The 21,360-nt window shown below is 40.6% G+C and carries 19 protein-coding genes; 17 read left to right on the top strand and 2 right to left on the bottom strand.

From position 1 onward, the window contains the following. The first annotated feature begins 8 nt into the window (after nucleotides 1-8). A complete protein-coding gene (gene ccpA / locus HW271_RS07280; protein WP_178895456.1) occupies nucleotides 9-1,016 on the top strand; it encodes a catabolite control protein A in 1,008 nt (335 codons plus the stop codon). Between the two features lie 40 nt (nucleotides 1,017-1,056). Here ccpA and HW271_RS07275 read toward each other — a convergent pair whose 3' ends face one another. Further along, entirely contained in the window at nucleotides 1,057-2,019 is a 963-nt protein-coding gene (locus tag HW271_RS07275; protein ID WP_178895455.1) for an asparaginase, read from the bottom strand. A gap of 65 nt (nucleotides 2,020-2,084) precedes the next feature. On the opposite strand from HW271_RS07275, the gene HW271_RS07270 reads away from it, so the two are divergent. Further along, the gene (locus HW271_RS07270; RefSeq protein WP_178895454.1) at nucleotides 2,085-3,476 is read left to right on the top strand and encodes a Cof-type HAD-IIB family hydrolase; all 1,392 of its coding nucleotides are present in this window, start codon (nucleotides 2,085-2,087) and stop codon (nucleotides 3,474-3,476) included. A gap of 29 nt (nucleotides 3,477-3,505) precedes the next feature. Here the strand turns inward: HW271_RS07270 and HW271_RS07265 are convergent, their stop codons facing one another. Next, on the bottom strand, nucleotides 3,506-3,958 hold the full coding sequence (locus tag HW271_RS07265; protein WP_178895453.1) for a universal stress protein: 453 nt from the start codon (nucleotides 3,956-3,958) through the stop codon (nucleotides 3,506-3,508). A gap of 144 nt (nucleotides 3,959-4,102) precedes the next feature. Here HW271_RS07265 and HW271_RS07260 point away from each other — a divergent pair, with 144 nt between their 5' ends. From HW271_RS07260 to glnA, 15 genes are all read left to right on the top strand, one after another. Then, nucleotides 4,103-4,942: a metallophosphoesterase gene (locus HW271_RS07260; RefSeq protein ID WP_178895452.1), complete on the top strand. Its 840-nt coding sequence runs from the start codon at nucleotides 4,103-4,105 to the stop codon at nucleotides 4,940-4,942. 70 nt (nucleotides 4,943-5,012) lie between these two features. Further along, nucleotides 5,013-5,450: an Rrf2 family transcriptional regulator gene (locus HW271_RS07255; protein ID WP_178895451.1), complete on the top strand. Its 438-nt coding sequence runs from the start codon at nucleotides 5,013-5,015 to the stop codon at nucleotides 5,448-5,450. 197 nt (nucleotides 5,451-5,647) lie between these two features. After that, on the top strand, nucleotides 5,648-7,867 hold the full coding sequence (gene recJ, locus HW271_RS07250; RefSeq protein WP_178895450.1) for a single-stranded-DNA-specific exonuclease RecJ: 2,220 nt from the start codon (nucleotides 5,648-5,650) through the stop codon (nucleotides 7,865-7,867). Between the two features lie 191 nt (nucleotides 7,868-8,058). Beyond that, the gene (locus HW271_RS07245) at nucleotides 8,059-8,721 is read left to right on the top strand and encodes a CHAP domain-containing protein (protein WP_178895449.1); all 663 of its coding nucleotides are present in this window, start codon (nucleotides 8,059-8,061) and stop codon (nucleotides 8,719-8,721) included. 324 nt (nucleotides 8,722-9,045) lie between these two features. Further along, nucleotides 9,046-10,707, top strand: coding sequence for a ribonuclease J (locus HW271_RS07240; RefSeq protein ID WP_178895448.1), 1,662 nt, complete (start codon nucleotides 9,046-9,048; stop codon nucleotides 10,705-10,707). 68 nt (nucleotides 10,708-10,775) lie between these two features. Then, the gene (locus HW271_RS07235; protein WP_178895447.1) at nucleotides 10,776-11,555 is read left to right on the top strand and encodes an alpha/beta hydrolase family protein; all 780 of its coding nucleotides are present in this window, start codon (nucleotides 10,776-10,778) and stop codon (nucleotides 11,553-11,555) included. A gap of 104 nt (nucleotides 11,556-11,659) precedes the next feature. Continuing rightward, nucleotides 11,660-12,361, top strand: a complete 702-nt coding sequence (locus HW271_RS07230) for a matrixin family metalloprotease (RefSeq protein WP_178895446.1) — start codon at nucleotides 11,660-11,662, stop codon at nucleotides 12,359-12,361. A gap of 69 nt (nucleotides 12,362-12,430) precedes the next feature. Continuing rightward, entirely contained in the window at nucleotides 12,431-14,257 is a 1,827-nt protein-coding gene (gene uvrC, locus HW271_RS07225) for an excinuclease ABC subunit UvrC (protein ID WP_178895445.1), read from the top strand. A gap of 68 nt (nucleotides 14,258-14,325) precedes the next feature. Beyond that, the gene (gene rsmH / locus HW271_RS07220; protein ID WP_178895444.1) at nucleotides 14,326-15,276 is read left to right on the top strand and encodes a 16S rRNA (cytosine(1402)-N(4))-methyltransferase RsmH; all 951 of its coding nucleotides are present in this window, start codon (nucleotides 14,326-14,328) and stop codon (nucleotides 15,274-15,276) included. A gap of 9 nt (nucleotides 15,277-15,285) precedes the next feature. Then, nucleotides 15,286-15,603, top strand: coding sequence for a cell division protein FtsL (gene ftsL / locus HW271_RS07215; protein ID WP_178895443.1), 318 nt, complete (start codon nucleotides 15,286-15,288; stop codon nucleotides 15,601-15,603). 3 nt (nucleotides 15,604-15,606) lie between these two features. Continuing rightward, nucleotides 15,607-17,862 (top strand): penicillin-binding protein PBP2X, encoded by a 2,256-nt coding sequence (gene pbp2X, locus HW271_RS07210; protein ID WP_178895442.1) that lies wholly within the window; start codon nucleotides 15,607-15,609, stop codon nucleotides 17,860-17,862. 1 nt (nucleotide 17,863) lies between these two features. Continuing rightward, a complete protein-coding gene (mraY, locus tag HW271_RS07205) occupies nucleotides 17,864-18,844 on the top strand; it encodes a phospho-N-acetylmuramoyl-pentapeptide-transferase (RefSeq protein WP_178895441.1) in 981 nt (326 codons plus the stop codon). A 130-nt stretch (nucleotides 18,845-18,974) separates the two neighbouring features. Next, nucleotides 18,975-19,496 carry an aromatic acid exporter family protein gene (locus tag HW271_RS07200; protein ID WP_178895440.1) on the top strand — a complete coding sequence of 174 codons (522 nt, stop codon included), beginning with the start codon at nucleotides 18,975-18,977 and terminating at the stop codon, nucleotides 19,494-19,496. An 82-nt stretch (nucleotides 19,497-19,578) separates the two neighbouring features. Then, nucleotides 19,579-19,935, top strand: a complete 357-nt coding sequence (gene glnR / locus HW271_RS07195) for a transcriptional repressor GlnR (protein ID WP_000659542.1) — start codon at nucleotides 19,579-19,581, stop codon at nucleotides 19,933-19,935. 35 nt (nucleotides 19,936-19,970) lie between these two features. Beyond that, nucleotides 19,971-21,317 (top strand): type I glutamate--ammonia ligase, encoded by a 1,347-nt coding sequence (glnA, locus tag HW271_RS07190; protein WP_004251784.1) that lies wholly within the window; start codon nucleotides 19,971-19,973, stop codon nucleotides 21,315-21,317. The last annotated feature ends 43 nt before the right edge of the window (nucleotides 21,318-21,360 follow it).

Genomic DNA, 21,360 nt, shown 5'->3' with positions numbered 1-21,360 from the left:
GAAATGGTATGAACACAGATGATACAGTAACAATTTATGACGTTGCCCGAGAAGCAGGAGTTTCAATGGCAACAGTCAGTCGTGTAGTCAATGGTAATAAGAATGTCAAAGAGAACACTCGTAAGAAAGTTCTAGAGGTTATTGAACGCCTAGACTATCGTCCCAATGCAGTAGCTCGTGGCTTGGCAAGCAAACGAACAACAACTGTTGGTGTTGTCATTCCGGATATCACAAATACTTATTTCGCTGCTCTGGCAAAAGGGATTGATGATATTGCCGAAATGTACAAATACAACATCGTCCTTGCTAATAGCGATGAGGATGATGAAAAAGAAGTAGCAGTAGTCAACACACTCTTTTCAAAACAAGTCGATGGTATTATTTTTATGGGCTATCATTTGACAGAGAAGATTCGTTCAGAGTTTTCACGTTCACGCACTCCTGTGGTTCTTGCAGGAACAGTGGATGTAGAACACCAGCTTCCAAGTGTCAATATTGACTATAAGAATGCTACTGCGGATGCTGTTCGCCATTTGTTGAAACGTAACAAAAAGATTGCTTTTGTGAGTGGTCCCTTAGTTGATGATATCAATGGTAAGGTTCGCTTGGTTGGATATAAGGAAGCTTTGAAAGAAGCTGGAGTCAACTATAGTGAAGGTCTTGTATTCGAATCAAAATATCGCTATGACGATGGTTATGCCTTGGCAGAACGCTTGATTTCTTCTAAAGCAACAGCAGCTATTGTGACTGGTGATGAATTGGCGGCAGGTCTCTTGAATGGTTTGGCTGACCATGGCATTTCAGTACCAGAAGACTTTGAAATCATTACAAGTGATGATTCTCAAATCGCACGCTATACTCGACCAAATTTGACAACTATCGCACAACCCTTGTATGACCTTGGTGCGATCAGTATGCGTATGTTGACGAAGATTATGCATAAGGAAGAATTGGAGGAACGTGAAGTTCTTCTCCCTCACGGTTTGACAGAACGCAAATCAACTCGCAAAAAGTAATAAAAATCCCCAGGAATCTAACTGATTTCCTGGGTTTTTCTTATCCTTCCATATATGCTCGGAGCTCGTCACCTTTAAGTCCTGCATTAACTGCAATGAGGAGCTTTAGCCGCGCTTTCTGAGCGTTTAGTTCTTTTACAAAATATACACCATCATTCTGAAGACAAACACCACCGCCTTCGTAGGCGTAAACAGGTTCTGCAATCCCATTGAAACAACGTGAGACTAGTGCAATAGGAAGTCCTGCTTGACTGAGAGATTTTAATTTTTCAGCTGTTTCCTTTGGTACATTTCCAGCGCCAAAAGCCTGAATAATCAATCCATCTAGTTGGTTAACAGGAAGTAAATCGAGAAGTTCATCGGTCATGCCCGCATAAACAGGGATAATAGGGACCAACCCTTGAATGCTCTCAAGGTCAAAACGAACACGAGGTTCAGCCGTTTTGAAGTAGAGAATTTCCTGCTTCATAATGAGCCCAAGAGGGCCATGGGTCGGTGTTTGAAAGGTGCTAACATTCGTCGTATGCGTCTTGGTCACATACTTAGCAGCGTGAATTTCGTCATTCATCACGACCAAGACACCCTTGTCAGCAGCTTTATCGTCACTCGCGACGCGTAGGGCACTGAGATAATTGTAGACGCCATCGCTTCCTAGTTCATTGGAGCTTCTCATAGCGCCTGTCAGGACGATAGGCATATGAGGGACTTCCATGGTATCGAGGAAATAAGCCGTTTCTTCTAGGGTATCTGTCCCATGTGTAATCACAACACCATCATAGGACGATGCCTCTTGTTTAATTTTTTTGTAGAGGGCCAACATATGCTTGGGCTTGATGTGTGGGCTAGGTAAATTTAAAAAATCCAAGGAATGGACTTCGACACCTTCTAGAGGATTAGAGATATGGTTCATAGGGTTATCAACACTAGTCCTTACAGCTCCAGATTCATCTGCCTGCATGGAGATAGTGCCACCAGTATGTAAAACAAGGATTTTCTTAGTCATGATTCACTCACTTTTTCTGAAATGTGGTATAATCATTGTATCATAAAAGAAAGGAATGAGATAGAATGGAAGTCAAAGCTGTGTTTTTTGATATTGATGGAACGCTTGTAAATGACAGTAAGAGTGTTTTGAAGTCCACAAAGGAAGCTATCAAGATTGTGAAAGAACAAGGGGTGCTTGTTGGGGTAGCAACAGGGCGAGGACCTTTTTTTGTTAAGGATTTGATGGATGATTTGGATCTGGATTTTGCAGTGACCTACAATGGCCAATATATCTTTAACAAAGATCGTGTTCTTTTTGCTAGCCCTATTGATAAGAGAAGTCTTCGACAAATCATCTCTTATGCTAAGAAAAATCGAAAAGAGATTGCCATGGGAACGCGACAAGACGTTGTCGGTTCTCGGATTATGTCCTTTGGACTCAGTCCTCTTTCACAACTCGTCAGTCGTTTTGTACCTAAATTTTTGACTCGTACTGTTAGTCATTCCTTTAATCGTATGGTCAGTAAGGCCCTTCCTCAGAAGGAAGATGATTTGTTAGACTTAATCAATCAACCGATCTATCAGGTGCTTATGTTGATGACGCCTGAGGAGACAAACCATGCTGCTGAAGAATTAAACAATCTGAAGTTCACCAGAAGTAATCCTTTCGCAGCCGATATTATCAATCAAGGGAATTCCAAGTTAGAGGGAATTCGCCGTGTCGGAAAAGAATACGGTTTTGATCTCAATCAAGTCATGGCCTTTGGTGACTCAGATAATGACTTGGAAATGTTGGCTGGTGTTGGTATGTCTGTTGCCATGGGAAATGGTAGTAGCAGTGTGAAAGAAGTTGCCAAGCATATCACTGCCAGCAACCAAAATGATGGGATTCACAAGGCTTTAGAATATTTTGGAGTTTTGGCTTCTGAAAAAGTCTTTGTCAGTCGTGACTATCATTTCAACAAAGTTAAGACCTTCCATCGTATGATGGATGAGCGAACTCAAGAAGAACCTATAGCTTGGGATTTAGAAGGGGCGACCCACCGTGCTGGCTTTAAGATTGAAGAGTTAGTCGAATTTGTCCGTGCTGCAAGCAATTCTGAAGAGGAATTCCAACAAGCTGTGCAGGATTTACACCAAGCACTTGATATAGCTGCTGAAAAAGTATCTCAGTCAACACCAGCTGAGAAAACCCTCGTTGGTCAAGTGGATGCTTTGATTGACACGCTCTACTTTACTTATGGAAGTTTCGTTTTAATGGGGGTAGACCCAGAGAGAATCTTTGAGATTGTCCATCAAGCAAACATGGGTAAAATCTTCCCAGATGGTAAGGCTCATTTTGATCCAGTAACCCACAAAATCTTGAAACCAGATAACTGGAAAGAAAAGTACGCTCCAGAGCCTGCAATCAAAAAGGAAATAGAGCGCCAAATCAAGGCTTATGAACGTCATAAGGAAAGAGAAAACCAAAAATAAAAGGAGCATCTGCTCCTTTTATTTTTGGTTTATAAAGTTTTATCCTTGTCTCGAACGACGAGAAGGTCAACGCTTGTATGGCGTAGGATATATTCTGATGAAGATCCAACAAGCAAACGTTCGAAGGCGTTAAGCCCTGTTGCACCAACTAAAATCAAATCAACATGTTCTTGGTCCGGGATTGTTTTAGCCAAAAGTGTTTTAGGATTTCCCATTTCGATGACAACTTGAACATCTGTAAGACCAGCGTCTCTTGCACGCTTTTCATATTCTGCCATCAAGTCTTGGGCCTCAACTTGTAACTCTTCGTAAACTTCTGCATCAAATGTTGAAATGCTTTGAAGAGCACGAGTGTCAATGACATGGGCGATGGTTAGTTTAGCCTGGTTACGCACTGCTGATTGAACTCCTTTGATAAAAGCCAAATCAGCTTCTTTAGAACCGTCGACTGCTACCATGATGTTTTCGTAACGTTGTGTCATAGCAAAAACCTCCTCGTTTCTTATCACCTTCATTGTAATCCTTTTCACTAAAAAAGTAAAGTAAAACATGATAGTAAAAAGAGGCTTTTTGACTTTGGTTTTGAGAGTGATATAATTAAATGTGAGAAAACAAGAGGGATTGATATGACAAAAATTGCGGTACTTTCAGATATTCATGGCAACACAGGAGCACTGGAAGCAGTTCTCGCAGATGCGGGAAAGGCAGGAGTAGAAGAATATTGGCTCTTGGGGGATATTCTCATGCCAGGGACAGGACGAAAAAACATTCTTCACCAATTGGAAGGCTTGCCAATAACGGTTCGAGTTTTGGGGAATTGGGAAGAGAGTTTGTGGCGAGCTGCTCATCGAAAATTAGATACAAGTAGGCCCAGTCATCGCTATCTCTTGCGTCAATGCCAGTATATCATGGAAGAAATTAGTCTAGATGAAATTGAAGCTCTACAGGCATTTCCTATGCACAGCCACCGCCAGTTTGGAAATCTGAAGGTAGGGATAAGCCATCATTTACCAGATAAAAATTGGGGAAGAGAACTGATCCATCTTGGCAAGCAGGAGGATTTTGATCGTTTGGTGACTAATCCTGACTGTGATATTGCCATCTATGGGCATATCCACCAGCAATTTCTACGTTATGGAAGTGGTGGGCAACTTATTTTGAATCCAGGTTCGATTGGACAACCATTCTTTTTATCAGCAAATCTACGTAAGGACTTGCGTGCTCAATATATGATTTTAGAATTTGATGACAAAGGATTGAAGGATGTAGATTTTCGTCGTGTTGATTATGATGTTGAGGCAGAATTGCAGTTGGCTAGAGAGTTACAGTTGCCCTACTATAAAATTTACTATGAAAGCTTAGTCAATGGAATTCACCACACTCATAATCAAGAATTACTCCATGAAATTGCTCAAAATGAAGGACATGATGCAGAATTGGATGATTGGCTTAGTCGTAACTCTTGACATTACAACTATAGAAGCTATAATAAATATAAGAGAAGAATGAGCTTAGTTAACGAAAAAGGAGGACTGCATGCAAATTTCAAGTCGATTTACCATTGCAACCCATATGCTAGTTATTATCGCCCTAAAAGGGAAGGAAAGTAAGGTGACTAGCGATTTTCTAGCTAGTAGTGTTGGAGTCAATCCTGTTATTATCCGTAAAACCTTATCCCAACTGAAAAAGGCCGAGTTAATCTCAGTCGCGCGTGGAACTGGTGGAGCAGAGATTATCAAAGACCTAGAGGACATCAGCTTATTAGATGTTTACCAAGCAGTTGAATGCCTTGGAAAGACAGGTCAACTCTTTAGTTTTCATGACAATCCCAATCCAGCCTGTCCAGTAGGAGCCAATATCCATGGTGTTTTAGATGAGAAATTACAAAAGATTCAGATGGCAATGGAGAAGGAGCTGGGTCAAACTAGTCTTGCTCAACTAGTGGCAGATGCAGAAGCAAGAATTCAAGAATAAATGTTAAAATAAGGAACACCTGAATTTCTAAACTGAAAAGTCTAGTAGTCTAGGTGTTTTTTACTTAACGAAAACTGCTAGGTGTTAGCTGAAGTGACCTGAAAATTTAGCAAGGAATGTGGTCAGATTAGCAGGAGAAAAACTAAAAATCGTGTTATAATAAATGAATAGAATCGTAAGAAAGAGTGGATGTTTGAGTGATAATTCCTACTTATAATTGGCAATTTTCTCCGCAAGTTGAGGACGCGGATTTTACCAAGATAGCCAAGAGTGCAGGCTTGAGCTCTGAAGTCGCTTGTTTGTTGTATCAACGAGGGATCAGGGATGAAAGCAGCCTGAAGAAATTTTTAGAACCTTCTTTGGAAGATTTACATGATCCTTATCTCTTACATGATATGGATAAGGCAGTTGAGCGTATTCGCCAGGCTATCGAGCAGGGGGAATTGATTCTGGTCTATGGAGACTATGATGCGGATGGGATGACTTCGGCTTCGATTGTCAAGGAGAGTTTGGAACAATTAGGTGCAGAGTGTCTAATCTATCTCCCTAATCGCTTTACAGATGGTTATGGACCAAATGCTAGTGTCTACAAATATTTTATCGAGCAGCAGGGAGTGTCTCTGATTGTGACGGTGGACAATGGTGTTGCCGGGCATGAGGCTATTGACTTGGCTCAGTCTATGGGCGTGGACGTCATTGTGACAGACCACCACTCCATGCCAGAGGTTTTACCAGATGCTTATGCAATCGTCCATCCTGAGCACCCAAAAGCAGATTATCCTTTTAAACATTTAGCAGGCTGTGGAGTTGCTTTTAAACTAGCTTGTGCCCTCTTGGAGGAAGTGCAGGTTGAGTTGCTTGACTTGGTTGCCATTGGAACCATTGCGGATATGGTCAGCCTGACGGATGAAAATCGTATCATGGTTCAGTACGGTCTAGAAGTTTTGCGCAATACTCAACGAATTGGTCTCCAAGAACTATTTGAAATTGCAGGAATTGCTACTAGTGATATTACAGAAGAAACAGTTGGTTTTCAGTTGGCACCTCGGTTAAATGCCTTGGGGCGCTTGGATGATCCCAATCCAGCGATTGATTTACTGACTGGCTTTGATGATGAAGAGGTGCATGAAATTGCCCTCATGATTCAAGAAAAAAATGAAGAACGCAAGGAAATCGTTCAAGCCATCTATGAAGAAGCTAAAAACTTGGTAGACCCTAGTAAAAGTGTTCAGGTTTTGGCCAAGGAAGGCTGGAACCCAGGGGTTCTTGGGATTGTAGCTGGACGCTTGTTGGAAGAATTAGGGCAGACAGTTATTGTTCTGAATATTGAAGACGGCCGTGCTAAGGGAAGTGCGCGGAGTATTGAAGCTGTCGATATTTTTGAAGCCTTGGATCCGCATCGTGCTCTCTTTATCGCCTTTGGTGGCCATGCAGGTGCCGCAGGTATGACGCTCGAAGCTGAACAGTTAGATGCCCTATCAGAAATTTTAGAAACCTATGTAAAAGACAAAGGGATAGATGACAAGGGCAAGAGTAAACTATATCTTGACGAAGAACTAGATTTGGAAAATCTGAGTTTAGATACAGTTAAAAGTTTCGAACGGTTAGCTCCTTTTGGAATGGACAATCAAAAGCCTGTCTTCTATATTCGAGATTTTCAAGTTGAAAATGCTCGTTCTATGGGAGCGGGAGATAGTCACCTGAAATTGAAAATATCCAAAGGGAATGCGAACTTTGAAGTGGTTGCCTTTGGTCAAGGGTCGAAAGCGACAGAATTTGCGCAGACCAAACAACTGGAGTTAGCAGTCACTCTTTCTGTTAACCAGTGGAATGGACAAACAACCCTCCAGTTGGTGATGGTAGACGCTCGTGTAGACGGTGTTCAACTCTTTAATATTCGTGGGAAGACTGCAGCTCTACCAGAAGGAGTACCAGTACTTGATTTTACAGGAGAATTGCCTGATATTTCTTCAAGTCAAGCTGTTGTGGTCAAGAATTTCCCAGAAGACATCGAAATTCTCAAGAATATTTTCCAGCAACATGATTTCTCAGCTGTTTACTTTAAAAATGATATCGATAAGCCCTACTATTTGACAGGGTATGGCACAAGAGACCAATTTGCTAAACTCTATAAGACGATCTACCAGTTCCCAGAATTCGATATCCGTTATAAATTAAAAGACTTATCAGCTTATCTAAAAATTGAACAAATCTTATTAATAAAGATGATTCAGATTTTTGAAGAGCTTGGTTTTGTCACCATTGAAAATGGTGTGATGAGGGTTAATAAAGACGCGGCTAAACGGGATATTGCTGAAAGTCAGATTTATCAAAATCTCAAGCAAACTGTTAAAGACCAAGAAATGATGGCACTAGGAACAGTGCAGGAAATCTATGATTTCTTGATGAAAAAATAAATACAAAGAGGCTGAAGTAAACTATTTCAGTCTCTTTTTGTAAGTGCTTTTTAACTTTATGTAGTAAAAGTATACAGATTTGTAACATGACTACAACATAAATCTAAAACAACTGACATGTAAATCAGGTATGATTCTCTTATCAACATTAAAATTAAAAATAATCAATAAAATTTTAGGAGAAAATTGTTATGAAAAAAACAGTTGCTAAACTGACTCTTGGTTTAACATCTATAGCTATTTTGGCGACAGTTGGTGCTCAGACTGTTAGCGCAGACTCTTACGTTGTTCAAGACGGTGATTCATTTTTTGCTATTGCTACTGCAAATGGTATGGATCCTTATGAGTTGGCAGCTAATAATGGGAAAAGCATTTTTGATACCATCCACCCAGGTGATGTGCTAGAAGTGAGTGGTCCAACTCAAGTTAGCTATTCATACAATGCTCCGGCTTATGAAGCACGTAGTACTGCGAATGCGGTAGCAGTTGAGGATGTTGTCGTAAATACTCCTACAAACTACGGGAACTCATATCCTATTGGTCAGTGTACATGGGGCGTAAAAGAATTGGCACCTTGGGCTAGTAACTGGTGGGGAAATGCCAATACTTGGGCAATCTACGCTAGTGCACATGGCTTTAAGACAGGAAATGTACCTGTAGTAGGAGCAATCGCCGTGTGGGACGGTGGTGAATATGGACATGTTGCATATGTCACAGATGTACAAAGTGAGACTTCTATCCAGGTATTGGAATGTAACTATGATGGCAGTGGAACTCAACCAATCGGAAACTATCGTGGATGGTTTAATCCGACTGCATCAAGAGGTACTGTAAGATACATTTATCCAAACTAAGAATACTTAAAAAGATTTAGAATTTCTAAATCTTTTTTTAAGTACTCAAGCCTAGTTTTTAGGATTTTGGTCAGCTAGAAATTTCGGAGCTTCATTCGATTTAATCGTTTAATGATCTTAGACGAAGCTTAAAAAAGAACAAAGGAAGCCGCTGTGGCTATTAGAGTGAATGTTCTCTAGTTGAAATCCTATCTTCATTTTGAAAATTAGTAAAAAAATGGTATAATGAGAGGAAAAGATTCGGATAAAAGTATATTGGACTTTAAAAAAAAAGAGAGTTGTGAAGACTCTATAAACACGTTATAGTAATACTTCGGAGGAAAAATGACCAATATTAAATTAACAACTTTGGGCGGTGTTCGTGAAAATGGTAAAAACATGTACATCGCAGAAATTAACGACTCTATCTTCGTTTTAGATGCAGGTTTGAAATACCCTGAAAATGAGCAGTTGGGTGTCGATGTCGTTATTCCAAATATGGAATATCTATTTGAAAACAGCGACCGTATTGCAGGAGTCTTTTTAACGCACGGACATGCGGATGCGATCGGAGCTCTTCCTTATCTTTTGTCAGAAGTGAAGGTTCCTGTCTTTGGTTCAGAATTGACCATCGAACTTGCTAAGCTTTTTGTAAAGGGAAATGATAGCGTTAAGAAATTTGATGATTTCCATGTTATCGATGAAAACACCGAAATTGACTTTGGTGGTACTGAAGTTTCCTTCTTCCGCACAACTCACTCTATCCCAGAGAGTCTTGGTGTTGTTTTGAAAACATCTGAAGGCAACATCGTCTATACAGGTGACTTTAAATTTGACCAAACAGCAAGTGAATCATACGCAACCGATTTCGGACGTCTAGCTGAAATTGGTCGTGAAGGAGTTTTGGCTCTTCTAAGTGATTCAGCAAATGCTGACAGCAATATCCAAGTAGCCAGCGAAAGTGAAGTTGGAGACGAAATTACACAAACTATTTCCGACTGGGATGGACGTATCATCGTTGCTGCAGTTGCAAGTAACCTTTCTCGTATTCAGCAAGTGTTTGATGCGGCTGCGGATACAGGTCGTCGTGTTGTTTTGACTGGTTTTGACGTTGAAAATATCGTTCGTACAGCTATCCGTTTGAAAAAATTGTCTTTAGCAAATGAGAATCTCTTGATTAAACCAAAAGATATGTCTCGTTTTGAGGACCATGAATTAATCATCCTTGAAACTGGACGTATGGGTGAACCAATTAACGGACTCCGCAAAATGTCCATTGGTCGTCACCGCTATGTTGAAATCAAAGATGGTGACTTGGTCTATATCGTTACGACGCCATCAATTGCTAAGGAAGCTGTGATGGCACGTGTAGAAAACATGGTCTACCAAGCAGGTGGTGTCGTTAAACCGATTACTCAAAGCTTGCGTGTATCAGGACATGGGAATGCGCGTGATCTTCAATTAATGATTAATCTCTTACATCCTCAGTATCTCTTCCCAATCCAGGGAGAATACCGTGAGTTGGATGCTCATGCCAAGGCTGCTATGGCGGTTGGTATGCTACCAGAGCGTATCTTTATCCCTAAAAAAGGGACAACCATGTCTTATGAGCATGGAGACTTCGTTCCATCCGGTGCTGTTACTGCAGGTGATGTCTTGATTGATGGTAATGCCATTGGGGATGTTGGGAACGTTGTTCTTCGTGACCGCAAGGTCTTGTCAGAAGATGGTATCTTTATAGTAGCTATCACTGTTAACCGTCGTGAGAAGAAAATCATTGCTAAAGCTCGAGTACATACGCGTGGATTCGTCTATCTTAAAAAGAGTCGTGATATCTTACGTGAAAGTACAGAGTTGGTGAACCAAACAGTTGAAGATTACCTCCAAGGTGAGGACTTTGACTGGGCTGATCTTAAAGGGAAGGTCCGTGATAATTTGGCCAAATTCCTTTTTGACCAAACCAAGCGTCGTCCAGCCATCCTACCAGTAGTCATGGAAGCAAAATAAGGATTAAATAACAGTAGAGAAAGTCGAGTTTCGGCTTTTTCTTATCTTAAGTGTATAAGGAGCAAGTTATGGCAGTAATGAAGATTGAGTATTACTCAGAAGTTTTAGATATGGAGTGGGGAGTAAATGTACTCTATCCGGATGCGTCTCGGGTAACAGAGCCAGACTCTACAGATATCCCAGTTCTCTACCTACTTCACGGAATGTCTGGAAATCAAAATAGTTGGCTCAAGCGGACCAATGTAGAACGCTTGCTACGAGGGACCAATCTGATTGTTGTCCTGCCAAATACATGTAATGGCTGGTATACAGATACTCAGTATGGCTATAACTACTATACAGCTATAGCAGAAGAATTGCCTAAGGTGCTCAAACGCTTCTTCCCAAATATGACCAACAAGCGTGAAAAGACTTTTATCGCTGGTCTTTCAATGGGAGGCTACGGTTCCTTCAAATTGGCACTGTCAACTGACCGTTTCTCGCGTGCCGCTAGCTTTTCTGGGGCACTTAGTTTCGAGGAGTTTTCTCCTGAGAGTCAAGATTTAGGGACGCGTTCCTACTGGAGAGGAGTTTTTGGCAAAGTAAATGATTGGGTGAATAGTCCTTACTCACTTGAAACACTCGCTAAAAAGTCTGATAAGAAAACCAAGCTCTGGGTTTGGTGTGGGGAGCAAGATTTCTTGTATGCTGCTAATAATCTAGCAGTGAAGAATCTCAAGAAACTCGGTTTTGATGTGACCTATAGCCACAGTGCAGGAACCCATGAGTGGTATTATTGGGAAAAGCAATTGGACCGTTTTTTGGCTACTTTACCAATTGATTTCGTTTTGGAGGAACGCTTGTCTTAATTTTAGCTTTCTTTCAGTTTTATTCAGTAAAATAGAGAACCTATCTTTAGAATGGGATCCATGGCTTAAAGATGGGTTCTTATTTTTTAGAAAGGTGGGCAATTATGGGCTGGATTATTCGTGTGTTATGTCGATTTTTATTAGGGATTTTGCGCATTTTTTGGCGCCTTGTATGGACACTTATCCTCTTAATTCTCATCACTTTTGGGATTCTCTGGTATGTGACAGGTGATTTACCTGCTACTTTAAATCAAGTTAGTAAAGTGGTTCGAGTCGGCCAAGAAGGTTGGCAACAATGGCAAGAAACTGGCAAATTGCAAGGCTTATCTCAGACAGATTATCACCAAGATTCAGGAGCAAAATGGCCAAAGGCACAAGCAACGATTTATATCGATCCTCAAATGGATGTTAGCTTCCAAAAAGCTTATACTGAAGCTATTTCTAACTGGAATCAGACCGGTACTTTTAACTTTGTGCTTGTAACAGAACCGGATCAGGCCAATATTTTCGCTACCGAAATGAACGATGGTTCGACAGCTGTTGCTGGCGAGGCAGAGAGTCAAACAAATCTCCTAACCAAACAATTCACTTCCGTAACCGTTCGTTTGAATCATTACTATCTATCTAATCCAAATTATGGCTATACGGATGACCGTATCTTGCATACAGCAGAGCATGAACTAGGCCATGCTATTGGTTTGGAACACACCAATGAAGTTTCGGTTATGCAACCAGCGGGGTCCTATTATGGTATCCAAGCTCAAGATGTAAAAGAAGTTCAAGAGCTATATGAGTCTGGAGAATAACTGATTTTCTAAGGAAACTGGAGCTCTCTGATTTAAGCAATACAGGGGGCTTTTTGCTATAATGGAACTATGAATAAATTGATTAAATCAAAACTGGAGCTCTTGCCGACTAGCCCTGGTTGTTACATTCACAAAGATAAAAACGGCACTATCATTTATGTAGGAAAGGCTAAAAATCTGCGCAATCGGGTGCGGTCCTACTTCCGCGGGAGCCATGATACCAAGACAGAAGCCCTGGTATCTGAGATTGTAGATTTTGAATTTATTGTGACGGAGTCTAATATTGAAGCCCTTCTTTTGGAGATCAACCTAATCAAGGAAAACAAGCCTAAGTACAATATTATGCTCAAGGATGATAAGTCCTATCCTTTTATCAAAATCACAAATGAGCGCTATCCTCGCTTGATTATCACCCGTCAGGTCAAGAAGGACGGAGGACTCTACTTTGGTCCCTATCCGGATGTGGGGGCAGCCAATGAAATCAAACGGCTATTGGATCGGATTTTCCCTTTTCGCAAGTGTACCAACTCGCCCTCTAAAGTCTGTTTTTACTACCACATCGGGCAATGTATGGCCCACACCATCTGTCAGAAAGATGAGGCCTATTTCAAGTCTATGGCTCAGGAGGTTTCTGACTTCCTAAAAGGACAGGATGACAAAATCATCGATGATCTCAAGGGTAAAATGGCAGTGGCAGCCCAAAGTATGGAGTTTGAACGTGCAGCGGAATACCGTGATTTGATTCAGGCCATTGGCACCCTTCGAACTAAGCAACGAGTCATGGCAAAAGATCTTCAAAATCGTGATGTATTTGGCTACTATGTAGAAAAAGGTTGGATGTGCGTTCAGGTTTTCTTTGTCCGTCAAGGTAAACTAATTGAACGCGACGTCAATCTCTTTCCATACTACAACGATCCAGACGAGGATTTCTTGACCTATGTGGGACAGTTTTATCAAGAAAAATCTCACTTGGTCCCCAATGAAATTCTGATTCCTCAAGATATTGACGAAGAAGCTATCAAGGCTTTGGTGGATACCAAGGTTCTCAAGCCTCAACGTGGGGAGAAGAAGCAACTGGTCAATCTAGCTATCAAAAATGCTCGTGTCAGTCTAGAGCAGAAATTTAACCTGCTAGAAAAATCAGTTGAGAAGACTCAAGGAGCCATTGAAAACTTGGGACGACTCTTACAAATTCCAACCCCAGTCCGTATCGAGTCTTTTGATAACTCTAATATTATGGGGACTAGTCCTGTCTCTGCTATGGTTGTTTTTGTCAACGGAAAACCTAGCAAGAAGGATTACCGTAAGTATAAAATCAAGACTGTGGTCGGACCAGATGACTATGCTAGTATGCGTGAGGTTATTCGCAGACGCTATGGACGCGTCCAACGTGACGGTTTGACACCGCCAGATTTGATTGTCATTGATGGGGGACAAGGTCAGGTCAATATCGCTAAACAGGTCATTCAAGAAGAGTTGGGGTTAGATATTCCGATCGCAGGCCTGCAAAAGAATGACAAGCACCAAACCCATGAATTGCTTTTTGGAGACCCACTTGAGGTGGTAGAGTTGTCTCGCAATTCTCAAGAATTTTTCCTCCTGCAACGCATTCAGGATGAAGTCCACCGTTTTGCCATTACCTTCCACCGACAACTACGTTCTAAAAATTCCTTCTCCTCTCAATTGGATGGAATTGAAGGTTTGGGTCCAAAACGCAAGCAGAATTTGATGAAATATTTCAAATCTCTGACAAAAATCAAGGAAGCCAGTGTGGATGAGATTGTCGCTGTTGGTATACCAAGAGCAGTGGCAGAGGCAGTTCATCATCACCTGAATCCAGAAGTAGACTCAGGGCTAGCTCAAGTAGCTGAGAAGCCTGTCGAGTATAAGGAATAAAGCAACAGTGGAATGTTTTAGCTTTAGTGAGTGCAAGCTAGTCGGATTTGTGGTAAAATAGATAAGATATGACAAAAGAATTTCATCATGTAACGGTCATGCTCCATGAGACCATTGATATGCTAGATGTAAAACCTGATGGTATTTACGTTGATGCGACCTTGGGAGGAGCAGGACACAGCGAGTATTTATTAAGTAAGTTAAGTGAGAAGGGGCATTTATATGCTTTTGACCAGGACCAGAATGCCATTGATAATGCGCAAAAACGTCTGGCACCTTATATCGAAAAAGGAATGGTCACCTTCATCAAGGATAATTTCCGTCATTTGAAGGACCGCTTACATGACTTAGGTGTGACTGAAATTGATGGAATTTGTTATGATTTAGGTGTGTCAAGCCCGCAGTTGGATCAGCGTGAACGTGGTTTTTCCTATAAGAAGGATGCACCGCTGGATATGCGCATGAATCAGGAAGCTAGTTTGACCGCTTATGAAGTCGTTAATCACTACGACTACCATGATTTGGTAAGAATCTTTTTCAAATATGGAGAAGACAAGTTTTCCAAACAGATTGCTCGAAAAATTGAACAGGCGCGTGAACAGAAACCGATTGAGACCACGACAGAATTGGCAGAGATTATCAAATCTGCAAAACCAGCAAAGGAACTCAAGAAAAAAGGTCACCCAGCCAAACAAATTTTCCAAGCTATCCGTATTGAGGTCAATGATGAACTGGGGGCTGCGGATGAATCAATCCAGCAGGCAATTGAACTTCTAGCTCTCAATGGAAGAATATCAGTCATCACTTTTCATTCGCTGGAAGATCGCTTGACTAAGCAGTTATTTAAGGAAGCTTCTACAGTTGAAGTTCCTAAAGGACTACCTTTCATCCCAGACGATCTCAAGCCAAAGATGGAATTAGTATCTCGGAAGCCGATTTTACCAAGCAAGGAAGAATTGGAAGCCAATAATCGTTCCCACTCAGCCAAGCTACGAGTGGCAAGAAAAATTCACAAGTAAGAGGAAACAATGGCAGAAAACAGAGGAACAACGAGCCAATTGCTACAAGCTCGTATAAAAAAATTTTCACGTGTTGAAAAGGCCTTTTACTTTTCAATTGCCATAACAGCCCTTGTCTTAGCAATTAGTGTAGTCTATATGCAGACAAAACTTTTTCAGGTCCAGAGTGATTTGACAAGAGTCAATGCACAAATTGAAGAAAAAAAGACAGAGCTAGATGATGCCAAACAAGAAGTTAACGAATTAATCCGATCAGAACGTTTGACCGGAATTGCAAATTCACAAGACTTGCAATTGAATAATGAAAATATTCGATCGGCGGAGTAGTAGATGAAAACTATGAAAGAAAGAATCATACGCTTTGCCATTAAGAATCGTAAATCTCCAATGGAAAACCGCAGACGAGTGGGGAAGAGTCTGAGCCTCTTGGCCGTCTTTCTCTTTGCTGTTTTTTTGGTTAATTTTGCGGTGATTATTGGTACAGGCACAAAATTTGGGGTCAATCTGGTTAAAGAAGCAAAAAAAGTTCATCAAACGACTCTGACTGTTCCTGCTAAAAGAGGAACCATTTATGATCGTAATGGAACTCCCATAGCAGAAGATGCGACCTCTTATAATGTTTATGCTGTAATAGATAAAGAATATAAGTCCGCTAATGGTGATGTTCTTTATGTAGAAGAATCACAGTACAACAAAGTGGCAGAAATTTTTCATAAATACTTAGATATGGAGGAGACCTACGTCAAAGACCAACTCTCTCAACCAAATCTCAAACAGGTTTCTTTTGGTGCTAAAGGGAATGGGATTACCTATGCTAATATGATGTCCATTAAACAGGACTTAGAATCTGCTAAGGTCGAGGGTATTAATTTTACGACTAGTCCAAATCGAAGTTATCCAAATGGGAAATTTGCCTCATCCTTTATTGGTTTAGCACAGTTACATGAAAATGAAGATGGCACGAAAAGTCTAATTGGGACATCGGGTATCGAGAGTTCCTTAAATAGTTTATTGGCAGGGACAGATGGTATTATTACATACGAAAAAGACCGTCTAGGTAATATTGTTCCTGGTACAGAACAAGTCACCCGACAGACTGTAAACGGGAAAGATGTCTATACGACCCTATCTAGTCCTTTGCAGTCCTTTATGGAAAGTCAAATGGATGCCTTCCAAGAAAAACTAAAAGGCAAGTATATGACTGCGACCTTGGTTAGTGCCAAGACGGGAGAGATTCTCGCTACAACTCAAAGACCAACCTTTGATGCTGATACCAAAGAAGGGATTACAGAGGACTTTGTCTGGCGTGATATCCTTTACCAAAGTAACTATGAACCAGGTTCAACCATGAAGGTGATTACTTTAGCTTCAGCAATTGACAATAATACCTTCCCTGGAGGAGAATATTTCAACAGTAGCGAATTGAAGGTAGCTGATGCGACTATCAGAGACTGGGATGTTAATGATGGTTTATCAGCAGGAAGTATAATGACATACTCTCAAGGTTTTGCTCACTCAAGTAATGTGGGTATGACCTTGCTCCAACAAAAGATGGGGGATGCTACTTGGTTAGAATACCTCAATCGATTTAAGTTTGGAGTTCCAACCCGTTTTGGTATGAGTGATGAGTATGCTGGTCAGTTACCTGAAGATAATGTTGTTAATATTGCCATGAGTGCTTTTGGTCAAGGGATTTCTGTTACTCAGACCCAGATGCTTCGTGCTTTTACAGCAATTGCAAATGATGGGGTTATGCTTGAACCGAAGTTTATTAGTGCCCTCTATGATCCAAATGATCAGACTGTTCGTAAATCACAAAGGGAGATTGTAGGGAATCCTGTTTCTAAAGAAGCGGCTAGTTTGACTCGTGAGAATATGATTTTGGTTGGTACGGATCCTATCTATGGAACCATGTATAATCGTAATGATAATAAACCAGTAATTACTGTTCCTGGTCAGAATGTTTCTGTCAAATCTGGAACAGCTCAAATTGCCGATGAGCAAAACGGAGGATATTTAGTTGGGAAAACCAATTATATCTTTTCTGTAGTAACCATGCATCCTTCTGAAAATCCTGATTTTATTCTTTACGTAACAGTTCAACAGCCAGAACACTTTTCTAACCCTTGGTTTGGAGAATTTGCTAATCCTATTCTTGAACGAGCTTCTGCCATGAAAGAATCTCTTAATCTTCAGTCTACAGCTAAAAATCTGGATCAAGTTACAACAACAACTAGTTATGCAATGCCAGCGACCAAGGACTATAGTCCGAGAGATATGGCAGAGGAACTGAGACGCAATCTTGTTCAACCAATCGTTATCGGTTCAGGAACGAAAATCAAAGAAAGTTCAGCGGCAGAAGGAACCAATCTAGACGCTAATGAGCAGATCTTACTCCTTTCTGACAAGGTAGAAGAGATGCCGGATTTGTATGGTTGGTCTAAGAAGAATGTTGAAACCTTTGCAAAATGGCTGGATATCGAAGTTGAATTTGAAGGTACAGGAGAAACTGTAAAAAAACAAAGTGTTCGTACCAATACAGCTTTAAAAAATATACAGAAAATAAAAATAACATTAGGAGATTAGAATGCTAGTTTCTATCTTTCCTGGAATCCTTGCTTTTGTCCTTACAGTGGTAGGAATTCCAGCTTTTATCCGTTTTTACCGTAAAGCACAGATTACTGGTCAACAGATGCATGAGGATGTTAAACAACACCAGGCAAAAGCTGGGACGCCGACAATGGGAGGGATTGTCTTCCTCGTAACAAGCGTTTTAGTTAGTTTAGTTCTTGCACTTTTAACTAATCAACTAACCAACAATGTTGGAATGATCCTCTTTATTCTCGTTTTGTATGGTTTGGTTGGCTTCTTAGATGATTTCCTCAAGGTTTTTCGTAAAATCAATGAAGGGCTCAATCCTAAACAAAAGCTCTTGCTTCAGTTAGTAGGAGGAGTTATCTTCTATCTCTTTTATGAAAGAGGAGGGGATGTCTTAAATGTATTTGGGTATCCATTGCACCTAGGCGTTCTTTACATTTTCTTTGCTCTCTTCTGGCTAGTTGGTTTTTCAAATGCTGTTAACTTGACTGACGGAATTGATGGCTTGGCAAGTATCTCAGTAGTGATTAGCCTATCTGCCTATGGAGTCATTGCTTATGTACAAAACCAATTGGATATTCTCCTAGTGATTCTTGCCATGATTGGTGGTCTTCTTGGTTTCTTTGTCTTTAACCATAAGCCTGCTAAAGTTTTTATGGGAGATGTCGGAAGTCTTGCTCTTGGAGGAATGTTGGCCGCTATTTCTATGGCGCTGCACCAAGAATGGACGCTACTCCTGATTGGTATAGTGTATGTTTTTGAAACAACATCTGTCATGATGCAAGTTACCTACTTTAAGTTGACTGGAGGAAAACGTATCTTCCGGATGACACCAGTTCATCACCATTTTGAGTTGGGTGGATTTTCTGGTAAAGGTCAATCCTGGAGTGAGTGGAAGGTCGATTTCTTCTTCTGGGGAGTGGGCTTGCTTGCTAGTCTCGTGACCTTGGCTTTCATGTATTTATTCTAAAATAGAATATTGGACTATAAAAGAGAAGGATTTATACCCTTCTCTTTTTAGTTCCTATTTTCTTCAATTGATGAATCCTTTTCTCAAAAAAGTAAAAATATGGTAAAATGGAAAAAAGAAAGTTGAGATTATGAGTTATTTTAAAAAGTATACATTTGATAAATCTAAGTTTAAGTTAGGGATGCGAACGTTTAAAACAGGAATCGCTGTTTTTTTGGTTCTCATGATTTTTGGTTTTTTTGGATGGAAGGGACTTCAGATTGGGGCTCTTACAGCCGTTTTTAGCTTGAGAGAAGACTTTGATAAGAGTGTCCACTTTGGGACATCACGTATTTTAGGGAATAGTATCGGTGGTTTTTATGCGCTGATGTTCTTTCTCTTGAACAACTTTTTTCATGGAGCCTTTTGGGTAACTCTTCTTGTTGTTCCAATTTGTACCATGTTAACCATCATGACAAATGTTGCCATGAACAATAAGTCAGGAGTTATTGGGGGAGTTGCAGCTATGCTGATTATTACCCTATCAATTCCAAACGGAGAAACTGTTTTGTACGTGTTTGCTCGAGTTTTTGAAACATTTATGGGTGTTTTTGTAGCAATTCTTGTAAATTACGATATTGATCGCTTACGAAGCATCATACAGAAAAAATAAAATAATGTCACAAGATATAACATTAACAATTGACGATTGATTTTTTTTAGACTATAATAGACAGAAAGAAGAGGAAGTGCACATGAAGGAAAAAGAATTTCGTCGCAATATGGCAGTTTTCCCCATTGGTAGTGTTATGAAGCTGACCGATCTTTCGGCGCGTCAAATTCGTTATTATGAAGATCAGGAGTTGATAAAACCTGATCGAAACGAAGGTAACCGCCGGATGTATTCTTTAAATGATATGGATCGGTTACTTGAGATTAAGGACTATATCTCTGAAGGTCTGAACATTGCTGCTATCAAGAAAAAATATGCCGAACGTGAGGCGAAAGCCAAGAAACCAGTTAGTCAAACTGAGGTGCGCCGAGCACTTCGGAATGAAGTTCTTCAACAAAGTCGCTTTGCTTCTCAACAATCACCTTTTGGTCGCGGTTAGGCAACCGCAAGTCGTCATATATAAGGAGAAAAACCATGCCAATCACAGCTGCAGATATTCGTCGTGAAGTTAAGGAAAAAAATGTAACCTTTATTCGTCTTATGTTTTCAGATATTTTGGGAACAATGAAAAACGTCGAAATTCCTGCTACAGATGAACAACTAGACAAGGTCTTGTCAAACAAGGCTATGTTTGATGGATCTTCTATTGAAGGGTTTGTTCGTATCAATGAATCAGATATGTACTTGTACCCTGACCTGGACACATGGACTGTCTTCCCTTGGGGAGATGAGAACGGTAGTGTCGCAGGATTGATCTGTGATGTCTATACAACAGAAGGAGAGCCATTTGCTGGAGATCCTCGAAGCAACCTTAAACGAGCTCTTCATCACATGGAAAAAGTAGGATTCAAATCTTTCAACCTTGGTCCGGAACCAGAATTCTTCCTGTTTAAGCTTGATGAAAATGGAGACCCAACTCTTGAAGTAAATGACAAGGGTGGTTACTTTGATTTGGCGCCTACAGACCTTGCCGATAATACCCGTCGTGAAATTGTAAATGTCTTGACTAAAATGGGATTTGAAGTAGAAGCCAGTCACCATGAAGTTGCTGTAGGTCAACATGAGATTGACTTTAAGTATGATGAAGTTCTTCGTGCTTGTGACAAGATTCAAATCTTTAAACTTGTTGTAAAAACAATTGCGCGTAAACATGGTTTGTATGCAACCTTTATGGCTAAACCTAAATTTGGTATCGCTGGTTCAGGAATGCACTGCAATATGTCCTTGTTTGATGATGAAGGGAACAACGCTTTCTTTGATCCAAATGATCCAAAAGGAATGCAATTGTCAGAAACAGCTTATCACTTCCTTGGTGGTTTGATCAAGCACGCTTACAATTACACAGCTATTATGAACCCGACAGTTAATTCATACAAACGTTTGGTTCCAGGCTACGAAGCACCTGTTTACATCGCTTGGGCTGGTCGTAACCGTTCACCACTTGTCCGCGTTCCTGCTACTCGTGGAATGGGAACACGTTTGGAATTGCGCTCAGTAGACCCAATGGCAAATCCATATATCGCAATGGCTGTTCTTTTGGAAGTTGGTTTGCACGGTATTGAAAACAAAATCGAAGCACCAGCGCCAATCGAAGAAAACATCTATATCATGACTGCAGAAGAGCGCAAAGAGGCTGGTATCACAGACCTTCCATCAACTCTTCACAACGCTTTGAAGGCCATGACAGAAGACGAAGTGGTTAAAGCGGCTCTAGGTGAACACATCTACACTAGCTTCCTTGAAGCCAAACGAATTGAGTGGGCAAGCTATGCAACCTTCGTTTCACAATGGGAAATTGATAACTACCTAGATCTATACTAATGATAAATCAGAAAGATTGTCCGTGAGGACAATCTTTTTTTCT

The sequence above is a fragment of the Streptococcus sp. oral taxon 061 genome (assembly GCF_013394695.1).
Lineage (GTDB): Bacteria > Bacillota > Bacilli > Lactobacillales > Streptococcaceae > Streptococcus.
Note: the sequence above shows the minus strand (reverse complement) of the source record. Positions and strands in the feature narration are given on the sequence as shown.

Excerpts from the sequence above, each read along its gene's own strand:
- HW271_RS07200 (WP_178895440.1), top strand. The coding sequence starts at position 18,975 with ATGAGTTATTTTAAAAAGTATACATTTGATAAATCTAAGTTTAAGTTA.
- HW271_RS07265 (WP_178895453.1), bottom strand. The coding sequence starts at position 3,958 with ATGACACAACGTTACGAAAACATCATGGTAGCAGTCGACGGTTCTAAA.
- ccpA (WP_178895456.1), top strand. The coding sequence starts at position 9 with ATGAACACAGATGATACAGTAACAATTTATGACGTTGCCCGAGAAGCA.
- HW271_RS07245 (WP_178895449.1), top strand. The coding sequence starts at position 8,059 with ATGAAAAAAACAGTTGCTAAACTGACTCTTGGTTTAACATCTATAGCT.
- pbp2X (WP_178895442.1), top strand. The coding sequence starts at position 15,607 with ATGAAAACTATGAAAGAAAGAATCATACGCTTTGCCATTAAGAATCGT.
- HW271_RS07255 (WP_178895451.1), top strand. The coding sequence starts at position 5,013 with ATGCAAATTTCAAGTCGATTTACCATTGCAACCCATATGCTAGTTATT.
- glnA (WP_004251784.1), top strand. The coding sequence starts at position 19,971 with ATGCCAATCACAGCTGCAGATATTCGTCGTGAAGTTAAGGAAAAAAAT.
- HW271_RS07275 (WP_178895455.1), bottom strand. The coding sequence starts at position 2,019 with ATGACTAAGAAAATCCTTGTTTTACATACTGGTGGCACTATCTCCATG.
- HW271_RS07260 (WP_178895452.1), top strand. The coding sequence starts at position 4,103 with ATGACAAAAATTGCGGTACTTTCAGATATTCATGGCAACACAGGAGCA.
- HW271_RS07235 (WP_178895447.1), top strand. The coding sequence starts at position 10,776 with ATGGCAGTAATGAAGATTGAGTATTACTCAGAAGTTTTAGATATGGAG.
- mraY (WP_178895441.1), top strand. The coding sequence starts at position 17,864 with ATGCTAGTTTCTATCTTTCCTGGAATCCTTGCTTTTGTCCTTACAGTG.
- ftsL (WP_178895443.1), top strand. The coding sequence starts at position 15,286 with ATGGCAGAAAACAGAGGAACAACGAGCCAATTGCTACAAGCTCGTATA.
- uvrC (WP_178895445.1), top strand. The coding sequence starts at position 12,431 with ATGAATAAATTGATTAAATCAAAACTGGAGCTCTTGCCGACTAGCCCT.
- rsmH (WP_178895444.1), top strand. The coding sequence starts at position 14,326 with ATGACAAAAGAATTTCATCATGTAACGGTCATGCTCCATGAGACCATT.
- HW271_RS07240 (WP_178895448.1), top strand. The coding sequence starts at position 9,046 with ATGACCAATATTAAATTAACAACTTTGGGCGGTGTTCGTGAAAATGGT.
- HW271_RS07230 (WP_178895446.1), top strand. The coding sequence starts at position 11,660 with ATGGGCTGGATTATTCGTGTGTTATGTCGATTTTTATTAGGGATTTTG.
- HW271_RS07270 (WP_178895454.1), top strand. The coding sequence starts at position 2,085 with ATGGAAGTCAAAGCTGTGTTTTTTGATATTGATGGAACGCTTGTAAAT.
- glnR (WP_000659542.1), top strand. The coding sequence starts at position 19,579 with ATGAAGGAAAAAGAATTTCGTCGCAATATGGCAGTTTTCCCCATTGGT.